Origin of the sequence: Streptomyces sp. NPDC020884 (genome assembly GCF_044333935.1) — a bacterium.
Lineage (GTDB): Bacteria > Actinomycetota > Actinomycetes > Streptomycetales > Streptomycetaceae > Streptomyces.
Map to the genome: position 1 here is coordinate 750,626 of NZ_JBIRRY010000002.1, position 19,270 is coordinate 769,895.

Here is a 19,270-nt window from a genome sequence, read left to right on the forward strand (position 1 = left end):
GACCCTGGGGGCTCTGACCCCGGCCCTGTTCGGCAGGGTTCCCCACGAGCTCGGCCGGCTGCTCCGATTCCCTTGCGGTACAAGGGAAGTGACGGTTCATCGGGATTCGGCGGAATGGATTGTTTGCCCGGGTTCTTCCGCTGCGGATTATCGGACGCATTACTCAGTCTTTACCTTCGCTCACCGCAACCTCCCCCTCCCCCGAAGCGGTTGTCAGTGCGTCCGATCACCGGACAGACAGATTCGTGCACAACCCGCTGAAGGAGCATCATGTCCCTCCCCCTGACCCGTCGGATCGCTCGTGCCGCGCTGCTGATCGCCGCAGGTGCAGCCCCCGTGGTCGGTGCGGCCGGTGCCGCAGGCGCCGCAGAGCTCCCGCAGACCCCGAACCTGGGCGGCCTGACCGCGCTGGACGGCGCGAGTGTCGGCAACACCCTGGACAGCACGGCCCAGCAGGGCACCCGGGCGGCCGGGGAGACCGGCGGCCGGCTCGTCGGCACCGCGGTCCCGGCCGCGGGCCAGACCGTCGGCAAGTCCGCCGCGGTGGCCGTCCCGGCCGCCCAGGAGACCGCCGGCCAGACCGCGGGCAGCGCGGGCCAGGCCGTGGGCGGCGTGGCCGACGCCGCCGGTGGCGGTCTGCCCACCGACGGGCTCGGTGGCGGCCTGCCCACCGACTCCCTCACCCAGGGCGGTCTGCCCACCGACGCGCTGCCGCTGAACGGTCTGCCGATCGGCTGACCGGCCGCCGCACACACGCGGGAGGGCCTGAGGAGTGCGCACTCCTCAGGCCCTCCCGCGTGTCCGGGTCAGGACAGGCGCTTGACCGCCGCCGCCACCCGCTCGTCGGTCGCGGTGAACGCGACCCGGACGAAGCGCGCGCCCGCCGGGCCGTAGAAGTCGCCGGGCGCCACCAGGATGCCCAGCTCCGCGAGGTACGCCACGGTCTCCCAGCACGGTTCGTCGCGGGTCGCCCACAGGTAGAGGCTCGCCTCGCTGTGCTCGATCCGGAAGCCGTGCGCCTCCAGGGCCGCGCGCAGGGCCAGACGGCGGTCCGCGTAGCGGGCGCGCTGCTCGGACACGTGCACGTCGTCGCCGAGGGCGGCGACGGTGGCGGCCTGGACCGGAGCGGCCGTCATCATCCCGCCGTGCTTGCGGATCAGCAGCAGCTCGCCGAGGACGGCCGCGTCGCCCGCGATGAAGGCGGCCCGGTATCCGGCCAGGTTGGAGCGCTTGGAGAGGGAGTGGACCGCCACGATGCCGTCGTAGTGGCCGCCGCAGACGTCCGGATGGAGCACCGAGACCGGCTCGGCGTCCCAGCCCAGCTCCAGGTAGCACTCGTCGCTGAAGACCAGCACGCCGTGCTCGCGCGCCCAGGCCACGATCCGGATCAGCTCGTCCTTGGACAGCACCTTCCCGGTCGGGTTGGACGGCGAGTTGAGCCACAGCAGCTTCAGCCCCGCCGGGTCCAGCTCGGTCGGGTCGTCGTAGGCGACCGGCTCCGCGCCGCAGAGCCGGGCGCCGACCTCGTACGTCGGGTAGGCGAGCCGGGGGTAGGCCACCCTGTCGCCGGCGCCGAGCCCCAGCTGCGTCGGCAGCCAGGCCACCAGCTCCTTGGAGCCGACGACGGGCAGCACGTTGGCGTGGGTCACGCCGACCGCGCCGAGGCGGCGCTCCACCCAGCCGGTGAGCGCGTCCCGCAGCGCCTCGGTGCCCCACACCGTCGGATAGCCGGGGCTGTCGGCGGCGGCTACCAGCGCCCGCCGGATCAGCTCGGGGACCGGGTCGACGGGGGTGCCGACGGACAGGTCCACGATGCCGTCCGGGTGGGCCTGCGCCGTCGACTTGTAGGGCGCGAGCTTGTCCCAGGGGAAGACCGGGAGGCGGGAGGAGACTGCGGACACGGCGCTCTGCTTTCTCGGGTGTGCTCGTACGGGCGGCGGCGGGGGCGCACGGCGTCGGCCCGGCGGTACGGGAAAACGCCTCGGTCCCGCACGGTGACGGACCGTGCGGGACCGGGCTGCGCGCGTGGTGCCGCCGGTTACTGGTTCTGCGGCGGCAGTCCGGCGATGAACGCGTGGTCGCGCTCGATGAGACCGAGCTTGGAAGCACCACCCGGAGAGCCGAGATCGTCGAAGAACTCGACGTTCGCCTTGTAGTAGTCCTTCCACTCCTCCGGAGTGTCGTCCTCGTAGAAGATGGCCTCGACCGGGCAGACCGGCTCACAGGCTCCGCAGTCGACGCATTCGTCCGGGTGAATGTACAAGGACCGCTGGCCCTCGTAGATGCAGTCGACGGGGCACTCTTCGATGCAGGCCTTGTCCTTCACGTCGACACAAGGCTGCGCGATGACGTAGGTCACGCTGTCGTTCCTCCTCGGTAGGGCGTTGGCTCTCGCGCGGGAGCGCGGCGTCGTCGATGCCCGCCCCTAGTATCTCCGTTCTCGGGCACGATCCGAACAGGAGGGGCGGACAGAGCTGTGGAATTCACCATCGGCGGACGGCTGGAAGTCCGCATCACACCCGCTGACGTGGGCAAACGTGTATCCGTGCGACGTCGGACGGACAGCGGGGGCGCGGGCGCGGAGTTCGCCGACGCGGTCGGGGTGCTCACATCATGGGACAACGGGGTGCTCTCGATCACACGAAAGAGCGGGGAATCCATCCACATCGTGGAATCCTCCCTGGTCGCGGGCAAGCTCGTGCCCGCCGCCCCGGCCCGCCGGCGGGGCCCCGCCGCCTCCTTCGGGGAACTGGCCGCCGTCACCGCGCGCGCCTGGCAGCCCGTGGAGAGCGCAGCGCTGGGCGACTGGCGGCTGCGCGCCGCCGGGGGCTTCACCCGGCGCGCCAACTCCGCGCTGCCGCTCGGCGATCCGGGTCTGCCGGTCGGCGAGGCACTGGGACGGGTCCGCGCCTGGTACGAGGAGCGGGGCCTGCCCGCGTACGTCCAGACGGCGACCGGGGCCGAGGGCACACAGGAGGTCCTGTGCGCGGAGCTGGAGCGGCACGGCTGGCGGCGCGAGGTCTCGGCGGAGGTGCGGATCGCCGCGCTGGCCCCGGTCGGTGACCAGGAGGCGGACGTGTCGGCGGTCCGGCTGAGCCGTGCCCCGGACGCGCCCTGGCTCGCCCGCTACCAGCGCTTCTCCACCCCGGGCCCCTCGGTGCTGCGGGTGCTGGGCAGCGGCCCCTCGGTCTGGTTCGCCACGGTGCCGGGCGACACCGGGGGCGCGGACGCGGATCCGGACACCCCGCCGGCCGCGATCGGGCGGTGTGTCGTGGACGGGCGGTGGGCGGGGTTCATGGCCGTCGAGGTCGCTCCGGAGCAGCGGCGGCGCGGACTGGCCACCGCCGTGATGACCGCGCTGGCCCGCCGGGCCCTGGACGAAGGCGCGTCCGCGGCCTGGCTCCAGGTGGAGGAGGACAATGAAGGGGCGCGGGCGCTGTACGACGCCATGGGCTTCTCGGCCCACCACCGCTACCACCACTACCGCTCGGCGTGACGGACAGGGACAGGACATGGGTCGCATATGAGCGCGCTGGATTCCGGGACGGCCGAGCGGCGGCGGCAGTTCGCCGAGGAGGCCCGGTCCGAGCGGCCGGACCTCGCCCTGCTGTGCCTTCTGCTGGGCGCGGAGGCCGGACCGGTGGGCCCGGCCGAGCCCCGCCCGGTGACCGCGGGCGAGGCCGTCCCCGATCCGTACGGCATCGACGCCGCGCAGATCGAGCTGGACCGGCTGGCGGGGCTGCTGCCCTTCGGCTCCCGCTCCCCCGCCGCGTGGGCCTCGGCGCTCTCCGAACTGCTGGGCGGACGCTGCGGATTCGGCGGATCCTCGGTCGACTACCAGCGGCTGGGCTCCTCGCTCCTCCAGCAGGTGCTGCGCCGCCGCCGGGGGCTGCCGATCCTGCTGTCGGTCGTCTGGATCGAGGTCGCCAGGCGGGCGGGCGCGCCGGTGTACGGGGTGGCGCTGCCCGGTCACTTCGCGGTCGGCTTCGGCGATCCGGAGCACCCGGTGCTGGCCGATCCGTTCGCCGGGGGCGCGCCGTTGACCGGCCAGGACGCGGAGCTGCTGGTCACGGGGGCGACCGGGGCGGCGCTGGAGCCGTCGATGATGGCGCCCGCGCGGCCGCTGGAGATCGTGCTGCGGATCCTGAACAACATCCGGGCCTGGGCGGCGGCCCGGCCCGAGCGCACGGACGTGGCCCTGTGGGCGGTGGAGCTGTCGCTGCTCCTGCCCTCGCATCCGGCCAGGCTCCGCTACGAGCACGCCCAGCTCCTGGTCCAGCGCGGTGAATTCCTGCGCGGGGCGACGGAGATGGAGGAATATGCGGAGATCCTCGACGGAATCGAGCCGACGACGGCCGAGAACATCCGGCGCAAGGCCCACGCCGCGCGCGCTCTGCTGAACTGAATCCGGCCGCGGAACGGAAACCGGCCCTCCGGACGTCGCCGGTGGCGAGACGGATGGGTCCGTGGGCGATGTGCGCTCCCGATTTGCATCCGAACGCCCCCTTCCGCGCCCAACGGCCTCGCTATTCGGCTCGTTCGTCGGCGTACGCGAATGCCCATGCGCTCAACTGGATACCCGTCACCGGATGCGTACAGCTCGTCGCATTCCGCTTCGGGCGGGCCGGAAGAGAAAAGCTGAGGGCACCATGATGACGACCGTGCTGCTGGTCCACACCGTGCCGTTGTGGCGCGCATCGCTGGCCTCGCTCCTCGGCACGGGGCGGGGGATAGAGGTCCGCACCGCCGAGGGCGGGGCGATACGGGCCGCGCTGAGCGGGGCGTGTCCCGATGTGCTCCTCACCGACCTCGACTGTCCGGGCGCGCTGGGCGTCCTGGACGAGGTGAAGTCGATGACCGCGCCGCACGGCGGGTCGTTTCCGCTCGCCGTGCTCACCCGCAGCGACCGGCCGCGCGGTCTGCGACGGGCGTACGAGTCGGGAGCGCTCGGGTACATCGACAAGTACCGCCCGGTGGACGACCTCTCCGAGGTGATGCACAAACTGGCGGACGGCGGACGGCATATCGACGAGTCGCTGGCCTTCAGCCTCCTCCAGGTGGCCGATATGCCGTTATCGCCAAGGGAATTGAGCGTGCTCTCGATGGCCGAGGGGGGTGACACCGTGGCCGGGATAGCCGCCCGACTTCACCTGACGCCGGGAACGGTCCGCAACTATCTGGCCGCCGCCATCCGGAAGTCCGGGGCCCGCAATCGGCTGGACGCGATCAGACGGGCGAAGGAGGCGGGGTGGATCTGATGCCGCCCTCCTCGTCGGGCTCCCAGAGGCCGGCCAGGTCCCGGTAGAGGGCGCAGGTGCGCAGGAGTTCGGCGGGGGTGCCGCACCGGGTGCGCGGGCCGTCCATCACCAGGGTCCGCCCGGCGCGGGTGGCCGAGCCGAGCCGGTGGGCGACGACGACGAGCGCGCCCGGCAGGGCCCCGAACGCCAGCTCGGCGCGGGCCTCGGCGGCCGGGTCGAGCCGGCTGGTGGCCTCGTCGAGGATCAGCAGCGGCGGGGCGGCCAGGTAGGCCCGGCCCAGGGCGACGAGCTGCCGCTCGCCCTGGGAGAGCCGGTCCGGTTCGAGGTCCGCGTCGAGGGAGCCGAGCCGGGAGAGCAGCGCGTCCAGGCCGAGCGCGTCGGCCATGGCCGCGATCTCCCGGTCGCGGGCGTCGGGGCGGAGGTAGCACAGGTTGTCCCGCAGCGAGCCGCTGAACACGTAGGCGTGCTGGGGCAGCAGTACGCGTACGGAGGTGGCGTCGGCCGGGCGCACCGGCCGCCCCCGCCACCGGACCGCTCCCCCGGTGGGCCGCTCGGTGCCGGCGAGGACGGCGGCCAGGGTCGACTTGCCGCTGCCGCTCGGGCCGACGACCGCGAGGTGCTCCCCCGCCCCGATCGTCAGGGACAGCCGGTCCAGGACGGGCCGGGCGCCGGGCCCGTACGCGAAGCTGACCCCGTGGAGTTCGGCGACCGGGGTTCCGCGCGGCGGCGGGGCGGCGTCCCGGGCCGGCGGCGGAGGGTCCTCGGCGGGCGGCGGCGGCGCGTCCGTGAACCGGTCCAGGACCACGACGAGCCGGCCTCCGACGGTGCCCAGCATGGTCATCAGCGCCTGGACGGCGGGGGCGAGCGCCTGGGTGAGGTAGGTCAGCGCGCCGACCAGCGCGCCCGGCGTCAGCCCGTTCCGCAGCAGCCAGGGCGCCCCCAGGAGCAGCAGGAGCGGTGGGAACCGGCCGCAGACGGCGAGTGCCAGCACCCGTACGCCCGACCAGCGGGCCAGCGAGCGGGAGGCGGCGAGCTGGTCCTCGGCGAGGGTCCGGGACTCGGCCACCGTCCGCTCGGCGGCCCCGGCGGCGGCGATGTCGCGTACGGAGGCGGCGAGCAGCCCCGCGTGGGCCGCGTACGCCTCGTCGGCGGCGAGGTAGTCGCGCTGGCGGGCGGCCATCGGCGGCAGGGTGGCGAGGAACAGGGCGGACCCGAGGACCAGCGGGGGCAGCACGATCAGGAGGAGGGCGGGTGAGAGGGCCAGCAGGCCGGTGACGGCACCGGCCGCCGTGAACACGAACGAGCGCAGCGTCAGGACGAGTCCGGCCCAGCCGTCCCGGGCGATCTCACTCTGATGGGTGACCTGCGACAGGGACCGGGCGCCGAGGTCGCCGGAGCGGTCGAGCGCGCCGGACAGCGCCCGGGACACGGCGCGCCGGACCAGCCCGTCGCGCAGCGGCTCCACCAGGTCCGCGAGCCGGCCGAACACGCCGCGGGCGGCGGGCACGGAGGGCAGCACGGCGACCGCGGCGACGGCCAGCCAGAGGAGGCCGGTCAGCGGGTGTCCGGCGAGGAAGCCGTCGTCGAGTGCGCGGGCGACCCCGAATCCGCCGAGGAAGGTCTGGGCGGACTCCAGCAGGGACCAGCCGGCCAGCCGCAGGACCACGCCGGTCCGCGCCCGCAGGAAGGGCCGGGCCTCGCGGCCGACCCGGCGCAGCGGCGCGTCGCGGCGGGGGCGTGCCCCGGGCCGCGCCACGCGCCGGGGTTGTGCCCCGTCGGTCTTCACCGGGCCTCCGCTCCGGCGGCCGGCGGCACGGGCGTGCGGCTCGCGGGGACGGCGGCCCCGGCGGGGGCGTCCGTGCGGAAGACCGCCCGGTAGTCCGGGTCCGCCCAGAGTGCGTCGTGGCGGCCCGTCGCGCGGATCCGGCCGTCCTCCAGCCAGGCGACCCGGTCCGCCCGCGCGGCCGAGGACAGCCGGTGGGCGACGATGACCCGGGTGCAGTGCCCGGCCCGCGCGTCGAGCGCGCGCCGGACGTGGTGCTCGGTCACGGTGTCGAGGCTGGACAGCGCGTCGTCGAGGATCATCAGACGGCCGGGGTGGGCGAACGCGCGGGCCAGGCCCAGGCGTTGGCGTTCACCGCCGGAGAGCGGGGCGTCGGCGAGCGGGGTCGCGTAGCCGTACGGGAGCAGCGCGAGGAACCCGTCGGCGCGGGCCGCGCGGGCCGCGTCGCGTACGGCTTCGGGCGAGGCGGTCCAGGGCCCGTAGGCGATCGTGTCCTCGACGGTGCCGCCGGGCAGGGCCGGGCGGGCGAAGGCGTACGCCACCTCGCGGCGCAGCCGGGCCGGTTCCATGCCGTCCATCGGGACGCCGTCCAGCAGCACGCTGCCGGTGTCCGGGTCGAGCAGTCGCCCGGCGACCGCGGCGAGCACCGACTTGCCGGATCCGGAGCGCCCGACGACGGCCAGGGAGGTGCCGCCGGGGACGGTCAGGTGGACGCCGGTCAGCAGGGGGCCGCCGTCCTGTTCGACGCCGACGTCCCGGAGTTCGAGGTGTCCGGGGGCGCCGGGCGGCGGGCCCAGGCCGCGGTGCGGCAGCGGTGCGAGGGTGAGGAGGGGCTCCAGGCTCCGGGCGGCCGCGCGGCTGCGGGCGAGGGAGCCCAGGGCGCCGGTCAGCGCGCCGATGCCGACGGCGAGGCTCGCGTAGCGGGCGGCGGCGACCAGACCGCCGACGCCGATCGCGCCCGTGCCGAGCCGCAGTCCGGCGACCGCGAGGACCAGCAGCATGAGCAGGGGCAGCAGGAGGCCGCTGCGGCCGACGGCCCGCCCGTACACGGCCCAGGTGCGTCCGCCGTGTTCGGCGAGGGCGGTGAGGGGTTCCAGGACGCGGCGGTGCTCCCGTGCGCCGGTGCGGGCTGCGCGGATGGTGTCGGCGCCGTCGAGGGCCTCGGTGAGCCGGTGGGCGATGAGCGACTGGGCGCGCTGGTAGTCGGCCCCCGCGTCGGCGGTCCGGCGGGTGAAGGCGCGCAGCAGGGCGACGAGGAGGGGGGCGCCGAGGAGGAGGGCGGCGGCGGTCCAGACGTCGACGAGGAGGAGGCCGACGAGCGCGCCGAGCGGGAGCAGGACGCCCGCGACGGCTCCGGCGGCGGTGACGGGCGCGGACGCGGCGTCGGCGGTGCGGGCGGTGAGCCGGGCGGCGAGGTCGCCGGTGGGCAGGGCGAGGGCGCGGCGGGGTTCGGCGGCCAGGATCCGGGCGGCGGTGCGGGTGCGCAGGGCGGCGGTGAGCCGGGCGGTGGTGCTCGTGCCGGTCACGGCGGCCGCCGCGTCGAACCCGGTCTCGGCGAGGGTCAGGGCGGCGCAGAGCAGCAGCCCGGACCAGGGCACGGGGCCGCCGGCGACGAGCCGGCCGACGGTGTGGCCCAGGGCGGCGGGCAGCGCGAGGGCGGCGAGCGCCCCGCCGGTGGAGCAGAGAAGGAGCCCCAGCAGGGCCGCCGGGTGCTGCCGGGCGAGCCGCCGGGTTCCGGACTCCGCGCCCGGACGTGGGTGCAGCCGCACGGGGTCGCCCTTCCTGATCGGCGGAACGCCCCTGGGGGCACGTGGCCGGCCGGCCCACCGGTGAGGATCACCGGTGGGCCGGCCGGTGCGGGTCACGGGGTGCAGAGGACCACGCTGAGGGAGCTGTACTCACAGATCAGCAGCGAGACCTGGCTGCCCGTGGCGAGCTCGCCGAAGGAGTCCTCGGCCGGGGTCTCCATCGCCTGCAGGTCGAGAAGCGCCATGATGTGTCCTTTCGGGGACGGTTGTGGTGCTGGACGGTGGTGCTACGACGACCCCTGGCGGGGCCGGTTCATGGGGCCGCTCGCGCGGCCGGGGCCCGCCGCCGGAGCGGCGGGCAGGAAGGGAAGTCCGGTGGGGCGCCCGAACGCGGCGCCCAGGGCGAGGAGGGCGCCGGCGGTCCCGGTGGCGAGGTCCATCGACAGGCGCATCAACTGCTCGCCGGGGAAGGCGGTTCCGCCGCCGTACGCCAGGGCGTGGCTGCCCAGCAGGTCGGTGTGGCGGGCGATGGCGCGCTCCCGGTCGGCCGCGTCGCACAGCGGGGTGGCCGCGAGGTGCAGCAGGAGTCCGGCCGAGCCCCGGAGCAGTCCGGGCTGGACGTAGAAGGCGGAGAGCGCGGCCGGCAGGAGGGCGCGGCCCGCCGCTTCGAGCGCGGGGTCCGGGCGGTGGGCCAGATAGGCGTCGATGACGGCCGCGATGCCGGCGCTGCCCGAACCGAGGTACGGCATCAGCCGCTTGCCCTCGACGACGAGGAGTTCGCCGTCGTCCCCGGCCCGGCAGCGTGCCAGGTCGCGGCGCAGGGCGGTGGCCGCCAGGTCGAGCAGGGCGGGGTCCCCGGTGGTCGCGTACCGGCGCACCAGCAGCAGGGCGATGCCGCTCGCGCCGTGCAGCAGTCCGGTGCGGGGCGACGGCGGACCGTCGACGAGTGCGCGGACGGCGAGGGCGGTGCAGCGGGCGGCCGCCGCGGACAGCGCCGGGGCGTCGGTGGCGGAGGCGGTGCGGGCCAGGTCGTCGAGAGCGAGGCCGATGCCCGCGTACCCGTTGTGGAGGCCGGGCGCGAGGCCCTCCAGGGGCTGGTCGAGGATGATCCGGAGAAGGTCGGCGGCCTCGGCGGTGCGGCCGATCCGGTGCAGGGTCCAGGCGATGCCGGTGAGTCCGTCGTAGAAGCCGAGGGGGCTGCCGGACGCCGGGTCCTTGGCGTGCCGCAGGAGCCAGTCCTCGGCCGGCCCGCACGGCGGTGCGCCCGTCTCGTGGAGGGCGTAGAGCACTCCGGCCGCCCCGTACGCGAAGGACTGGCCGCCGGTGGCCGTGGCGAACTGCGCGATGTCCCCGGGGAAGCAGCGGTCCTCGCGCTCCGGTGTACAGGAGGCGGTGATGGCCCGGACCAGCGCGGCGCGGCTGCCCGGCCAGTCGCCGGGGTCGGGGGCGGCGGGAGCGGGCCCGGCCGTGTCGCGCAGGATCTCCTCGACCGCGGGCCGCAGCGTCTCCTCGGTGACCGGGAAGACGCGGGCGATGTCCCGGGCGAGGCCGGCGGCCTTGGTGCGGTCGATGCCGAACAGGGTGGTGAGCGGCAGGTACAGGGCGAGCCGCAGACAGGCCAGCGCGTAGCGGTCGATGTCGGCGCCGCGCCGGTCGGGCGGGGCGACGAAGGCCGGGTTGGCGACGATCTGGCGGCGTCGGTCGGCGGCCGGGGAGGCCGCCTCGAAGTCGAGGAGGACGATGCGCGAGGTCTCCTCGTCGACCATGACGTTGCTCATGTGCAGGTCGCTGATGACGATGCCCCGGGCGTGCACCGCCTCGACGGCGCGCTCGACCTGTCCGTACAGTTCCGCCGCCCAGGCGGCGTGTTCGGCGAGCAGTTCGGGTGACGGGTGCTGCCGGGCCAGCGGGAAGCGGCGGGCGAAGACGGTGTTGAGGGTGGCACCGGGGAGGTACTGGAGGACCAGGAAGCGGTGGTCGCCGACCTCGAAGACGTCCCGGACGGCCGGTACGCAGTCCAGCCCGGCCAGTTGCTCCAGGGCGGCCCGTTCGCGCTCCAGCCGGGCCACGGCGTCCGCCCCGTCGGCGGCCAGACCGGCGTACGGCCGCGCCTCCTTGAGGACGACCTGCTCACCGGTGCGGGTGTCGCGGCCGAGGTAGACCCCGCCGCCGTTGGAGAAGTGCAGCGCCTTCTCCACGGTGTACGGGAGGTCCCCGAGGCCCACGGCCGCACGGGCTCGGAGGTGCGGCAGCAGAAAGCCGGGCGGGGTCACCCAGGAGGGGAGGCGGAAGGACGGGCCCCGGTCGTCCGGGACGAGCCGGCCCTGCGGATCGGCGACGGCGGGCACGGGCCGCCCGTCCGGGCCGGAGCAGAAGCGGGCGGCGAACGCCCCGTACCGGGTGTGCACGGGCCCGTTCCCGCACCGCAGGTCGCTCAGGATGTACGGGCCGTGCTCGCCCTCCAGCAACTGCGTCAGGGCGGTGCACACCTCGGGGAACGCCTCGTCGGACGGAGGGTAGACGGTGATGAACTTCCCGCTGCCCGCCCGGTCCGCGTACTTGGCGTTCCGCAGGGCCAACAGCGCGGCGTTCGGTATGCACTTGAAGGCCAGCCGGTGTTCCAGGCAGTGGGCGAGGACCCGGTCCAGCACGGAGGCCGCGTTGTCGAGGGCGGCCGAGACGTGGATCTTCCAGCCCTGGGGCGGCAGTCGCAGCCCGTCGGGGCTGTACGCGAGCCAGTCGCCGCGCCGGGAGCGCGTCCACCCCTCGGGTACGGCGCCTCGGAGCGGCGCGTAGAACGAGCGCTCCTCGTCGGCGGCGCCGCCGGGTCCGGGGAAGCGGTGGGGCGCGTCGTAGAAGCGGCGGTCCGCCTGGCAGTACGCGGCGTACTCCGGATTCACGCACGGCCCCCTCGCTCGGTTCTTTCGTGGCGAGAGAGAAATTGTCACAACGACGAGCGGTGCCCATAGTCACCGTTGTCACGACTCGTACATGCATGCCACCCATGCGAAGCGCACCGCGTACTGATGGGTATCCGCCGGCCGCCCAGCCCCGGACGGGTGCGGACCGAAGGCGCGCGGGGGCGTGCGCGGGGCGCTCCCGCACCCGTCTCAGCCGGCGCCGTGCACCAGGACGTCCCCCGCCTCCGTACGGAAATAGAGCACGGAGCGGCCCGCGCGGCGGCGGCGGACCAGTCCGGCGTCCAGCAGGATCCGCAGATGGCGGCCCACCGAGCCCAACCCCTGGCCGGTCAGCGCGACCAGCTGCGTCGTGCTGAGCGGGGAGGCGAGCAGCAGCAGGACGGCCGCCCGCGCCGGGCCGATCAGTGCGCCCAGGGCGGCGGGCACGGGAACGCGCCCGGCCTCGGCGAGCACGCCGGAACACGGGTACACCACCCCGTACCGGCGCGGAATGTCCCAGCAGACCCACGACTGGTCGGGGGTCACGGGAACGAACAGCAGTTGGGCACGGCCCAGTTCGCGCGGCGGGTTGTCGTGGGTGTTGATCTGGAGCCGGCTGTCGCCCAGCCAACGGATCCCGGGACGCATCCCGTTCAGCGCGTCGGCCCAGCCACCGCGCGCCACCTGGGCGGTACGGGCGATCACATCGGCCTCCAGGACCCGCCGCCGCCTCGGCCAGTCGGGCAGCACGGTGTGCGTCCAGACCCACTCCAGGGCGTCGGCGGCGCGCCGGGCCAGGTCGTCCCGGTCCAGCGCGGCGGGCAGCGGCCCGCGCAGCGCCTCGGCCAGTTCGGCGCGGGCCCGGCCGGGCGGGGTGGCCCGGACCCGTGCGAGCTCCTCGGCGAAGGAGGACGGGGCCCGGCCCGGCGGCGCGGGGACGGGTGCGGGGGTGAGGAAGTCGGCGGTCCAGCGGGGCGCGAGGGCGGAGCGGATCACCAGCGCGGAGAGCGGCTCACCGGCCTGCCACTGCCGGTACGCGGGCAGATGGGTCTCCAGCCAGGCGCGCTCCCCCGGGTGCGCGGCGGTGGCCCGCTCCAGGACCAGCAGGCTCGCGAGGGCCTCCGCGAACGGCGAGACGACGAAGCGGCTGTTCGCGAGGGTGTCCGCACCGACCTGCCACCAGCCCACGCGCCCACCGCCCCCTTCCCTGTCCGCCCCGGTCCATGGTCCGGCAGGCCACTCCGGTCACGCCGGACTTTCGCGTCCGCGCGAAACAGTAACGGCCCCGGCGGCGGCGTCCGGAGACTCCGATCCATGCGCACCTACCGCGAACTGTTCCGGACCCCGGAGTTCACCCCCTTCTTCGCGGCCGTCTCCGTGCAGACCGCCGCCCAGACCGCGACCGGCCTGGCACTGGGCACCCTCGTGTACACGCGGACGGGCTCCCCCCTGCTGTCGGCGCTGGCGATGTTCGGCCCGTCGCTGGCCCAGGTCGCCGGGGCGCTCACCCTGCTGTCGGCGGCGGACCGGCTGCCGCCGCGCGCCGCGCTGAGCGCCCTGGCGCTGCTGTCCGCCGGGGCCGCCTGCGTCCAGGCCGCTCCCGGACTGCCGTTGTGGGCCGCGTTCGCCGTCCTGCTCGTGCTGGGGGTGGCCGCGTCCCCGGGCGGGGGCGTGCGGTACGGGCTGCTCAACGAGATCGTTCCGCGCGAGGGGTTCCTGCTCGGCCGCTCCGTGCTCAACATGACGGGCGGCGCGATGCAGATCTGCGGGTTCGCGGTGGGCGGGGTGCTGGTGACGGTGTTCTCGGCGCGCGGCACGCTGCTGGTCGGGGCGGGCCTGTACGCGCTCGCGGCGGCCGTGACCCGGTTCGGGCTGACCGCCCGGCCGCCCAGGGCCACCGGCCGCCCCTCGGTCCGCGAGACCCGGCGGACGAACGCGCTGCTCTGGTCGTCCACGCCGCGCCGGTACGTGTTCCTCGCGCTGTGGGTGCCCAACGGGCTCGTCGTGGGCTCCGAGTCCCTGTACGTCGCCTATGCGCCCGGGTACGCCGGGCTCCTCTTCGCCGGCGGGGCCCTGGGGATGCTGGCCGGGGACACCCTGGTCGGGCGGTTCGTCACAACACACTGGCGGGCGCGGCTCGGGGCGCCGCTCCGGCTGCTGCTGGCCGCGCCCTACCTCCTCTTCGTCCTGCGGCCGGGGCCGCCTCTCGCGCTGGCGGTGGTCGTCCTGGCGAGTGTGGGCTTCGCCGCGAGCCTGTTGCTCCAGGAACGGCTGATGGCCCTCACTCCGCAGGAGCTGAGCGGCCAGGCGCTCGGGCTGAGCTCCTCGGGGATGCTCGCGATGCAGGGGGTGGGCGCGGCCGTGGCGGGCGGCATCGCGCAGCTGACGTCCCCCGCGACGGGCATGGCGGCGGTCGCGGGGCTCTCGGTGGCGGTGACGCTGGCGCTGGCCCCGGGGCTGCGTGACCGGTCCGGGGGCGCCGGAGGGAGACTGCTCGGAGCGGACGGATCACCTCCGGCACCCCGACCACCCGAGCACCCCGCCCACCCCGCCCACCCCGGACGAAAGACGACGACATGACCGACGAGGCCAGGCCCAGCCAGAAGGAAGCGATGCTCTCCGGCGAGCTCTACATCGCCGACGACCCCGAGCTGGCGGCGGAGGCGCTGAACGCGGCCGTGCTGAGCGAGCGCTACAACGCCGTCTCCGCCGCCGACCCCGAGGCCCGCCGCGCCGCGCTGGCCGAACTCCTCGGCGACCTGGGCGAGGGCGTGGAGGTGCGGCCCCCGCTGCGGGTCGACTACGGCTACCAGATCACCATCGGCCCCCGGACGTTCATCAACTTCGGCGCGGTCCTCCTGGACGTCGCCCGCATCACCATCGGCGCGGACGTGCAGATGGGGCCGAACGTCCAGCTGCTCACCCCGACCCACCCCGTCGACCCGGAGCCGCGCCGCGCGAAGTGGGAGGCGGCGGAGCCGATCACCATCGGCGACAACGTGTGGCTGGGCGGCGGCGTGATCGTCTGCCCCGGGGTGACCATCGGCGAGAACACGGTGGTCGGCGCGGGGGCGGTCGTCACGAAGGACCTGCCCGCGAACGTGGTGGCGGTCGGCAACCCGGCCCGGGTGATCCGGAAGATCGGCGAGGCAGCGGCAGAGGCGACGCCCCAGCCGGAGGCCTAGCCCCAGCGACGGGTGCGGGAGCCGAAGGCCGAAGGCCGGCGCCCGCACCCGGCCGCACGCCGGGCCGACGGACAGCCCCCGCACCGACCCAACCTCACGCCGGGCCCGACGCTCACGCGGCCCGCCAGGCGTCCGTGACGCACGAGACCTCGAAGTGCCACCACCCCTCGTCCCGGCCGCGGGTGAGCAGCGCCTTGACCCCCCGCAGGTCCGCACCGCCGGGCACGGTCAGGGCGACCAGCGGGAACGCGGCGCTGAACACCTCGCCCGTGAGCCCGAAGCCGGCCAGCCGCTCGTGCACGGCCCGTGCGTCGCCGCCGAGCGGGCCGTCCGGCACGGGCAGCACCCGTACGGTGCAGTTGCCCGAGTCCGTCACCCTGCCGACGGCCCAGTGCACCCCGTCGTCGTCCGTCCGGAACCGTACGGTCTCCCCCTCGGCGACCCCGTCCGGCAGGAAGGGCACGTTGTCCACCCGCGCGGTGTCCGGGCCGAGCCGTGTCGCCCACAACCCCTCGGTGTCGTACGGCGGCCAGTCCTCGCGCGGGACGAAGCGGAACCAGACCTTGATCTGATCGGCTTCGCGGGGCGGGCGCCGCGGACCGGCGGGGGAACTCATGGCCCCATGGTCCCCCGTGCGCACCGCGTCCGCCTGTCCACGACCGCGATCACCACCACGACCAGGCACGACATCAGCTTCTGAAGCCGGGAACCGACCCGAACGAGCCGGAATCGCCAATTTCCTGACGCTCAACGCCAGTTGTTGGATTCAGCGGCATCTTCTGAGGCTCCTGATGCACACCTCTTGACGCGTACAGGCCCATCGGGGAAACATCACCGTAACGAGAGAGCGCTCTCCCCACGGCTTCCCCCAGACTCTCTCGTCCGTTCGTCGTGCACACGTACCACGACCCAGGAGACGTACCCCATGCATGCTCCCCCCACCGCACCACGCATCCGCCGCCGCACCCGGGCCCTCGGTTTCGCCGCGCTCGCCGTGGCGATGCTCATGTCCGTTCCCACCGCGCAGACCGCCTTCGGCGAGGAGGCCAAGGCGGTGCCGGGCGGCGGCGACCTCGGCCCCAACGTCCATGTCTTCGACCCCTCGACGCCCGACATCCAGGGCAAGGTCGACGAGATCTTCAAGAAGCAGGAGTCCGCGCAGTTCGGCCTCGACCGCTACGCGCTGATGTTCAAGCCGGGCACGTACGACAACATCAACGCGCAGATCGGCTTCTACACCCAGATCGCGGGCCTCGGCCTGAACCCGAACGACACCACGTTCAACGGCGATGTGACCGTGGACGCGGGCTGGTTCGACGGGAACGCGACGCAGAACTTCTGGCGTTCGGCGGAGAACCTGACGCTGAACCCGGTCAGCGGCACCAACCGCTGGGCGGTCTCCCAGGCGGCCCCGTTCCGCCGGATGCACGTCAAGGGCGGACTGAACCTCGCACCCGACGGATACGGCTGGGCCAGCGGCGGCTACATCGCCGACAGCAAGATCGACGGCCAGGTCGGCCCGTACTCCCAGCAGCAGTGGTACACCCGCGACAGCTCGGTCGGCGGCTGGGGCAACGGCGTCTGGAACATGACGTTCTCGGGCGTCGAGGGCGCACCGGCCAACAGCTTCCCGGAGCCGCCGTACACCACGCTGGACACCACCCCGATCTCCCGCGAGAAGCCCTTCCTCTACCTCGACGGCGACGACTACAAGGTCTTCGTCCCGGAGAAGCGGGAGAACGCGCGCGGCATCTCGTGGGGCAACGGGGCGCCGAAGGGCGAGTCGATCCCGCTGGACCAGTTCTACGTCGTGAAGGAGGGGGCGGACGCCGCCACCATCAACGCGGCCGTGGAGCAGGGCCTGCATCTCCTCTTCACGCCCGGCGTCTACCACATCGACGAGACGATCAACATCAACCGCGCGGACACCGTGGCCCTCGGCCTCGGCCTGGCCACGATCATCCCGGACAACGGGGTGACCGCGATCAAGGTCGGTGACGTGTCCGGCGTGAAGCTCGCGGGCCTCCTGGTCGACGCGGGCCCGGTCAACTCCGAGACGCTGATCGAGGTCGGGCCCGAGAACGCCTCCGCGGACCACTCGGCGAACCCCACGTCGCTGCAGGACGTGTTCGTGCGGATCGGCGGGGCGGGTCCCGGCAAGGCGACCACGAGCATCGTCGTGAACAGCGACGACACGATCATCGACCACACCTGGGTGTGGCGTGCGGACCACGGTGAGGGCTGGGGCTGGGAGACCAACCGGGCGGACTACGGCGTGCGCGTCAACGGCGACGACGTCCTGGCGACCGGGCTGTTCGTGGAGCACTTCAACAAGTACGACGTCGAGTGGTACGGCGAGCGCGGCCGCACGATCTTCTTCCAGAACGAGAAGGCGTACGACGCCCCGAACCAGGAAGCGATCCAGAACGGCGACACGAAGGGCTACGCCGCCTACCGGGTCGACGATTCGGTCGAACAGCACGAGGGCTGGGGCCTGGGCAGCTACTGCTTCTACAACGTCGACCCGACGATCGTCCAGGGCCACGGCTTCAAGGCCCCGGTGAAACCCGGTGTGAAGTTCCACAGCCTGCTCGTCGTCTCGCTCGGCGGCAAGGGCCAGTACGAGCACGTGATCAACGAGGTCGGATCGCCCACCTCCGGCTCGGACACGATCCCGTCCCAGGTGGTGAACTTCCCGTAGTGCGCGACCCCGTGGCCCCGGTCACGGGATCCGCGAGATCCGTACGGGAGCGGGGCCCGGCTGCTGTTGAGCGCCGGGCCCCGCTCCGCTGCCGTGCGGCGGGCCGTCCCTCCCCGGGGGCGGCCTATCCGTGCAGCGCCACCGCCCCCCGCGCCGGGACGGTGACCGCCGCCGTGCCGTCGTCCGCGACCGTGATCCCGTTGCCGTCGCAGGCGTCCGGGGCGGCGGCGACCACGTTGCAGTACGTGCCCGCCGGCAGCGTCGTCGTGAAGGTGCGGGTCAGCTCCGCGTCGCCGTTGTTGATGGCGACGAAGCCCTTGCCCGCGCGGGCGAAGGCGAGGGCGGACGAGCCGTCGTCCCACCAGTCGGTCAGCTCCGCACCGGCCGTGGCGTTGTGGAAGCCGACCATGCCGGTGACCGCCTGCTGGGCGTGGGTGCAGGTCCACGCGTCGGAACCGCAGTCGGCCGCGCCGCCGTTCGGCGGGCCCGCGTCCTTGTCGGACCAGGTGTAGCCCGAGAAGACGTTCGGGGAGCCGTAGGGCGAGGCGAGCATGAAGACGTTGGCCAGGGTGTAGGCCGCGCCGTCCTTGTGGGTGAGGGTGGAACCGTTGCGTTCGGTGTCCCAGTTGTCGACGAACGTACGGGCGGAGGCGCCGGCCAGCTTCCCGTCGGCGATCGACTTCAGGCCGGGCAGCCCGCCGCCCTGGAAGGCGGACTTGAGGTGGCCGCCGTAGCGGAACTCGTCGACGTCGCCGATCGAGGTGTACTCCTCCGGCTGGACCGCCTCTCCCCCGCCGTGGATGACCTCGGTGACCCAGAAGCCGGGGTCGGCCATCTTGCCCTTGATCGCGGCGACGTCGTCGGCGGACATGTGCTTGGCGGCGTCGATGCGGAAGCCGTCGACGCCCAGGGAGCGGAGGTCGGAGAGGTAGCCGGCGATCGTCGTGCGGACGGCGTCGCTGCCGGTGTCCAGGTCCGCGAGGCCGACCAGTTCGCAGTTCTGGACGTCGTCGCGGTCGCCGTAGTTCGCGATGTCCTTGCGGCAGGTGTGGAAGTCCGGGTCCTGGTAGGTGCCGGGGTAGTCGTACTTGGTGTACGACGTGCCGCCCGTCCCGGTGCCCGAGCCGGCGGCCATGTGGTTGACGACGGCGTCCGCCACCACCTTGACCCCGGCCGCGTGGCAGCTCTTCACCATCGCGGCGAAGGAGTCCCGGTCACCGAGGCGGCCGGCGATCCGGTAGCTGACGGGCTGGTACGAGGTCCACCACTGGTCGCCCTGGATGTGCTCGGTGGCGGGCGAGACCTCGACGTAGCCGTAGCCGGCCGGGCCCAGGGTGTCGGTGCAGGCGGCGGCCACCGCGTCGAACTTCCACTCGAAGAGGGTGGCGGTGACGGTCTTCTCGCCCGGTGGGGTCGCCTGGGAGGACCAGGGGGCGAGGACCGTGAGGCTTCCGGCGGCGAGCAGGCCCGCCAGGGTTGCGCGTGCGGCGCGGGAACTCAATTGCGGCTCCTTCGTTCGCGGGTACGGGGCGTTCCCCCGTACCCGGCGTGGGCAGCCACGCGCCTGGCTGCCGTGGGGGGAGTTCGGAGCCTGCCCGCCCGGCGATGGACACGTCAAGATGCGTGCAACAGTTTCCAGATTGTTTCTGAAAGTTCTTACGGTGTGAGGAAATTGAGACGCCTCCGCCCCCGGCC

The 19,270-nt window shown here is 74.0% G+C and carries 16 protein-coding genes; 7 read left to right on the top strand and 9 right to left on the bottom strand.

What is annotated here, in order from left to right; translation table 11 throughout:
- Positions 1-270 precede the first annotated feature (270 nt).
- Positions 271-738 carry an ATP-binding protein gene (locus tag ACH4UK_RS10090; protein ID WP_398355545.1) on the top strand — a complete coding sequence of 156 codons (468 nt, stop codon included), beginning with the start codon at positions 271-273 and terminating at the stop codon, positions 736-738.
- Between the two features lie 68 nt (positions 739-806).
- Here ACH4UK_RS10090 and dapC read toward each other — a convergent pair whose 3' ends face one another.
- Both dapC and fdxA read right to left on the bottom strand, forming a co-directional pair.
- A complete protein-coding gene (gene dapC / locus ACH4UK_RS10095; RefSeq protein ID WP_398355546.1) occupies positions 807-1,901 on the bottom strand; it encodes a succinyldiaminopimelate transaminase in 1,095 nt (364 codons plus the stop codon).
- Positions 1,902-2,038: 137 nt separating this feature from the next.
- Positions 2,039-2,359 (bottom strand): ferredoxin, encoded by a 321-nt coding sequence (gene fdxA / locus ACH4UK_RS10100; RefSeq protein WP_007446848.1) that lies wholly within the window; start codon positions 2,357-2,359, stop codon positions 2,039-2,041.
- Positions 2,360-2,476: 117 nt separating this feature from the next.
- Between fdxA and ACH4UK_RS10105 the strand changes: the two genes are divergently transcribed.
- The 3 genes from ACH4UK_RS10105 to ACH4UK_RS10115 all read left to right on the top strand — a co-directional run bounded on the left by ACH4UK_RS10105 (position 2,477) and on the right by ACH4UK_RS10115 (position 5,258).
- Positions 2,477-3,496, top strand: coding sequence for a GNAT family N-acetyltransferase (locus ACH4UK_RS10105; protein WP_398355547.1), 1,020 nt, complete (start codon positions 2,477-2,479; stop codon positions 3,494-3,496).
- A 27-nt stretch (positions 3,497-3,523) separates the two neighbouring features.
- Positions 3,524-4,405: a transglutaminase-like domain-containing protein gene (locus tag ACH4UK_RS10110; protein WP_398355548.1), complete on the top strand. Its 882-nt coding sequence runs from the start codon at positions 3,524-3,526 to the stop codon at positions 4,403-4,405.
- Positions 4,406-4,652: 247 nt separating this feature from the next.
- Positions 4,653-5,258 (top strand): LuxR C-terminal-related transcriptional regulator, encoded by a 606-nt coding sequence (locus ACH4UK_RS10115; protein ID WP_398355720.1) that lies wholly within the window; start codon positions 4,653-4,655, stop codon positions 5,256-5,258.
- Here ACH4UK_RS10115 and ACH4UK_RS10120 read toward each other — a convergent pair.
- The 5 genes from ACH4UK_RS10120 to ACH4UK_RS10140 form a co-directional block, all read right to left on the bottom strand.
- A complete protein-coding gene (locus ACH4UK_RS10120) occupies positions 5,227-7,044 on the bottom strand; it encodes an ATP-binding cassette domain-containing protein (protein ID WP_398355549.1) in 1,818 nt (605 codons plus the stop codon). The genes ACH4UK_RS10115 and ACH4UK_RS10120 overlap by 32 nt on opposite strands.
- Positions 7,041-8,810, bottom strand: a complete 1,770-nt coding sequence (locus ACH4UK_RS10125; RefSeq protein ID WP_398355550.1) for an ATP-binding cassette domain-containing protein — start codon at positions 8,808-8,810, stop codon at positions 7,041-7,043. Before ACH4UK_RS10125 ends, ACH4UK_RS10120 begins: the two co-directional genes overlap by 4 nt.
- A gap of 92 nt (positions 8,811-8,902) precedes the next feature.
- Entirely contained in the window at positions 8,903-9,034 is a 132-nt protein-coding gene (locus ACH4UK_RS10130) for a SapB/AmfS family lanthipeptide (RefSeq protein WP_351054680.1), read from the bottom strand.
- 42 nt (positions 9,035-9,076) lie between these two features.
- Positions 9,077-11,689 carry a class III lanthionine synthetase LanKC gene (gene lanKC, locus ACH4UK_RS10135; RefSeq protein ID WP_398355551.1) on the bottom strand — a complete coding sequence of 871 codons (2,613 nt, stop codon included), beginning with the start codon at positions 11,687-11,689 and terminating at the stop codon, positions 9,077-9,079.
- Positions 11,690-11,899: 210 nt separating this feature from the next.
- A complete protein-coding gene (locus ACH4UK_RS10140) occupies positions 11,900-12,877 on the bottom strand; it encodes a winged helix-turn-helix domain-containing protein (RefSeq protein WP_398355552.1) in 978 nt (325 codons plus the stop codon).
- 126 nt (positions 12,878-13,003) lie between these two features.
- On the opposite strand from ACH4UK_RS10140, the gene ACH4UK_RS10145 reads away from it, so the two are divergent.
- Both ACH4UK_RS10145 and ACH4UK_RS10150 read left to right on the top strand, forming a co-directional pair.
- Positions 13,004-14,269, top strand: coding sequence for an MFS transporter (locus ACH4UK_RS10145; RefSeq protein WP_398355553.1), 1,266 nt, complete (start codon positions 13,004-13,006; stop codon positions 14,267-14,269).
- Entirely contained in the window at positions 14,266-14,874 is a 609-nt protein-coding gene (locus ACH4UK_RS10150) for a sugar O-acetyltransferase (protein WP_398355554.1), read from the top strand. The genes ACH4UK_RS10145 and ACH4UK_RS10150 overlap by 4 nt, the downstream gene beginning before the upstream one ends.
- Before the next feature lie 112 nt (positions 14,875-14,986).
- Here ACH4UK_RS10150 and ACH4UK_RS10155 read toward each other — a convergent pair whose 3' ends face one another.
- Positions 14,987-15,490, bottom strand: coding sequence for a DUF4265 domain-containing protein (locus ACH4UK_RS10155; protein ID WP_398355555.1), 504 nt, complete (start codon positions 15,488-15,490; stop codon positions 14,987-14,989).
- 309 nt (positions 15,491-15,799) lie between these two features.
- Here ACH4UK_RS10155 and ACH4UK_RS10160 point away from each other — a divergent pair, with 309 nt between their 5' ends.
- Entirely contained in the window at positions 15,800-17,575 is a 1,776-nt protein-coding gene (locus ACH4UK_RS10160) for a coagulation factor 5/8 type domain-containing protein (protein ID WP_398355556.1), read from the top strand.
- A 124-nt stretch (positions 17,576-17,699) separates the two neighbouring features.
- Here the strand turns inward: ACH4UK_RS10160 and ACH4UK_RS10165 are convergent, their stop codons facing one another.
- Positions 17,700-19,076: an alpha-amylase family protein gene (locus tag ACH4UK_RS10165; protein ID WP_398355557.1), complete on the bottom strand. Its 1,377-nt coding sequence runs from the start codon at positions 19,074-19,076 to the stop codon at positions 17,700-17,702.
- Between the last annotated feature and the right edge of the window lie 194 nt (positions 19,077-19,270).

Bases quoted from the DNA above. Each gene is read 5' to 3' on its own strand.
- ACH4UK_RS10110 (WP_398355548.1), top strand. From the start codon at position 3,524: ATGAGCGCGCTGGATTCCGGGACGGCCGAGCGGCGGCGGCAGTTCGCC.
- ACH4UK_RS10155 (WP_398355555.1), bottom strand. From the start codon at position 15,490: ATGAGTTCCCCCGCCGGTCCGCGGCGCCCGCCCCGCGAAGCCGATCAG.
- ACH4UK_RS10145 (WP_398355553.1), top strand. From the start codon at position 13,004: ATGCGCACCTACCGCGAACTGTTCCGGACCCCGGAGTTCACCCCCTTC.
- ACH4UK_RS10115 (WP_398355720.1), top strand. From the start codon at position 4,653: ATGACGACCGTGCTGCTGGTCCACACCGTGCCGTTGTGGCGCGCATCG.
- ACH4UK_RS10090 (WP_398355545.1), top strand. From the start codon at position 271: ATGTCCCTCCCCCTGACCCGTCGGATCGCTCGTGCCGCGCTGCTGATC.
- ACH4UK_RS10130 (WP_351054680.1), bottom strand. From the start codon at position 9,034: ATGGCGCTTCTCGACCTGCAGGCGATGGAGACCCCGGCCGAGGACTCC.
- ACH4UK_RS10160 (WP_398355556.1), top strand. From the start codon at position 15,800: ATGCATGCTCCCCCCACCGCACCACGCATCCGCCGCCGCACCCGGGCC.
- ACH4UK_RS10150 (WP_398355554.1), top strand. From the start codon at position 14,266: ATGACCGACGAGGCCAGGCCCAGCCAGAAGGAAGCGATGCTCTCCGGC.